Genomic DNA, 3124 nt, shown 5'->3' with positions numbered 1-3124 from the left:
AGCGGCTGGTCGACGCCTGGGGCGAGGCGCTCTGGCAGGCGGCGGTCGACCGGGCCCAGGGCCGGCGCGGCGGCGGGGACCTGCCCGAGCGGGACGACCGCCCGCTGTACTGGACCCGGCTGGCCATGACCGTCCGGCTCGCCCAGTGGCGGCCCGACTTCACCGTGGGCACCGGCCGGCTGCGGCAGCGGTTCGAGGACGCCTCGCGGGGGCTGCGGGACAACGGCTTCAGCGGCAGCCCGGGCGTGCGACGGGTGTTCGTCAGCGGCTTCGACCCGTTCGGCCTGGACGACGAGCTGCGCCGGGCCAACCCGTCCGGCTCGGCCGTCCTCCAGCTGAACGGCCGGCGGGTCACCCTGGCCGACGGCACCCGGGCCGAGATCCGCGCCGTCGTGCTGCCGGTGCGCTACGGCGACTTCGACCGCGGCATCGTCGAGCGCGCCTTCGGCCCGCGCCTCACGTCCGGGCCGCGCGCCGCCGACCAGATCACCACGATCAGCCAGGGCTATCCGGGGCTGTTCACCCTGGAGGCCTGGGCAGGCCGCGCCCGCTCCGCGGACCCGTACCCGGACAACGCCGACGCCCTCGCCGGCGGCACCCGCGAGCACCCGGTCACCGCCCCGGGCCTCGGCCCCGGGGCGGAGTTCATCGCCACCACGCTGCCCACCGAGGGGATGACCGCCGTCCAGCAGCCGTTCCCGGTCCGGCTGAACACCGCCGTCACCGAGATCCCGGCCGGCGGCGCGCAGCCGGTGGACCGCGAGGACGGCCCGACCCCCGGCTCGCGCGCCGTGGCCGGGGGCGGCGGCGGGTACCTCTCCAACGAGGTCGCCTACCGTTCCAACCGGTTGCGGCTCGAGCTCGCCCCGGCCCTGCCGGGCGGCCACCTGCACACCCCCGTGCTCACGGGTCTGCCGGCGCAGTCCGACCAGCTCACCGGGCCCGACTTCGAGCGGAACGAAACCGCCATCACCGGCGAGGTGCTGGACATCCTGCGCCACGCCACCCCCTGAGCCGCCCCGCGTCCTGAGCCGACCCGCCGCTGAGCCGCCCTACCCGCCGCCCCGTCCGCTGAGCCGCCCCGCGCCGGCACCCGTGCCACCCGGGGACGCACAGGCCCACCGGTCCCGGTCGTTCCGGGACCGGTGGCCCGTGCGCTCGGGACCGCGGGCCCGGCAGCATGGGCCCCGTCCGGGAGGTGAGCGGATGAGAGGGTTCGGCACCGGCGACGCCGGCACCACCAGCGCCCTGGCGGCCGCCGGGACCGCGCTGGTGTGCGCGGCGGTGTGGTCGCTCCTCGTGCTCACCCACCCCGGGGTGGAGGACGTCAGCGGGAACTACTTCCTCGACGGCGTCTGGCTCGCGCTCGGCCTGACGTTCACGCTCGCCGGCCTGTTCCTGGTGGTCAACCGGAACGGCCGGGCCCTGGGCGTGCTGCTGCTGGTCACCGGAGTGCTCCAGGCACTGCGCATGGTGGTGATACTGGCCGCCGCGCTGGCCGGTGCCGGGCCGGCGGCCGTCGAGGCGATCACGGCGCTGGTGCTGGCCACCAGCATCACCAACGCCTTCCTGGTGGTGGCCTTCCCGCTCTGGCTCCCCGACGCGCGCCTGCCCGGCGGGATCTGGCGCTCCGTCACCGTCCTGGTGGCCGGCTGGAGCGTCGCGCTCGCCTTCTCGGACACCGGCAGGGAGACCCAGTGGTACACCCTGCCCAACCCGCTCCACACCACCGCGCTGTACAGCTGGTCGGCAGAGTGGTTCAGCCGGTACGCCTTCGACGCCTTCACCGCGAGCCTGGCGTTCACCCTGACGGTGGCGGCGGTCCGCTGGTGGCGCTCGCCCGGGCCGCACCCGCACCTGCGCGCGGTGGTGGCCGCCTACCTGGTCTGGGCAGCGCTGACCATCGTCCCGCACTACGTCGGCGACTACCCCGGGTGGCTGCCGTACGCGGTCCTCGTGGCCGGGGAGGCGGCCTGGATGCTGGTGCCGATCGCCGCCTTCCGCCGCGACCGCGAGCTCTCCCTGGACCGGGTCACCCGGCGCTACCTGGCCGCCTACGCCTACGGCACCCTGGTGTTCGTCGGCGCCCTGCTCGCGGTCTACGTGACGCACCGTGTGCAGCCCGGCACCGGCGCCGGCGCGCGGTGGTGGCAGGTGGTGACCGCCGCGGCCCTGGGTGCGCTGCTGCGGCCGGCCGCGCGGGGCGTGGGGCGTGCCGTGGACCGGTACTACTACGGCGAGCGGGCCCACCCGTACCAGCTGGTGCGGGAGCTGGCGGAGCGGATGAGCCACGCCGTCAACCCGGCGGACGCCCCGCCGCTGCTCTGCCGGACGGTGGTGGAGGCGCTCGGGCTGCCGGCCGCCGCGGTCCGGGTACGGACCCGGGCCGGGCCCCGTGAGCTGGCCCGGATCGGGCCGGCCGACCCGCCCGGCGAGAGCTTCCCGCTCACCTACGAGGGTGCCGGGATCGGCGAGCTGCTGGTGCCGCCGCGCCGCGGGCTGTCCGAGCTGGACCGGCAGGACTGCGCCGTGCTCCGCCTCCTCGCCGACCAGGCCTCGCCCGCGATCGCCTCGCTCGGTCTCTACGAGGATCTCCAGGCCAGCCGCCAGCAGCTCGTGTTGGCCCGTGAGGAGGAACGCCGCCGGCTCCGTCACGACCTCCACGACGGCCTCGGACCGGCCCTCTCCGGCCTGCGCCTGCGGATCGACGCCGTCCGGACCGGCCTGCCCGACGGTTCCACCACGGCCGCCTCGCTCACCGCCGCCTCCAGCGGTATCGGCCAGGCGATCACCGAACTCCGCCGGATCACCGACGGGCTGGCCCCCGCCTCCCTCGACGGCGAGGGCCTGACCGGTGCACTCCGCCGGCTCGCCGAGGCCCTCGGCAGCGAGTCGCTGCGGGTCACCCTCGACCTGCAACCCGACCCGCTGCCCGCGCTGCCCGCCGCCGTCGAGGTCGCCGTCTACCGGATCAGCGGCGAGGCGCTCAACAACGTGGTCCGCCACTCGGGCGCGACCGCCGCCCGCCTCAGTCGCCGACCCGGTCTCGCACGCCGGGGGCCCGGCCTTCCCCTCCGTGCACGCGATGGCCTCCGCCATCACCTGCGCCGTCCTGGTCGGGCTG

The 3124-nt window shown here is 76.3% G+C and carries 2 protein-coding genes; both read left to right on the top strand.

The features are described from left to right. Window positions 1-1013, top strand: a 1013-nt coding sequence (locus tag ABZ885_RS38190; protein WP_360199345.1) for a pyroglutamyl peptidase, incomplete at its 5' end; no start/stop codon positions are given. A gap of 193 nt (window positions 1014-1206) precedes the next feature. Further along, on the top strand, window positions 1207-3124 hold a 1918-nt coding region (locus tag ABZ885_RS38185; protein WP_360199343.1), incomplete at its 3' end, for a histidine kinase.

This window comes from Kitasatospora sp. NPDC047058 (assembly GCF_040643935.1).
In the GTDB taxonomy this organism is placed as follows: domain Bacteria; phylum Actinomycetota; class Actinomycetes; order Streptomycetales; family Streptomycetaceae; genus Kitasatospora.
This window is presented reverse-complemented; position numbering and strand designations above follow the sequence as displayed.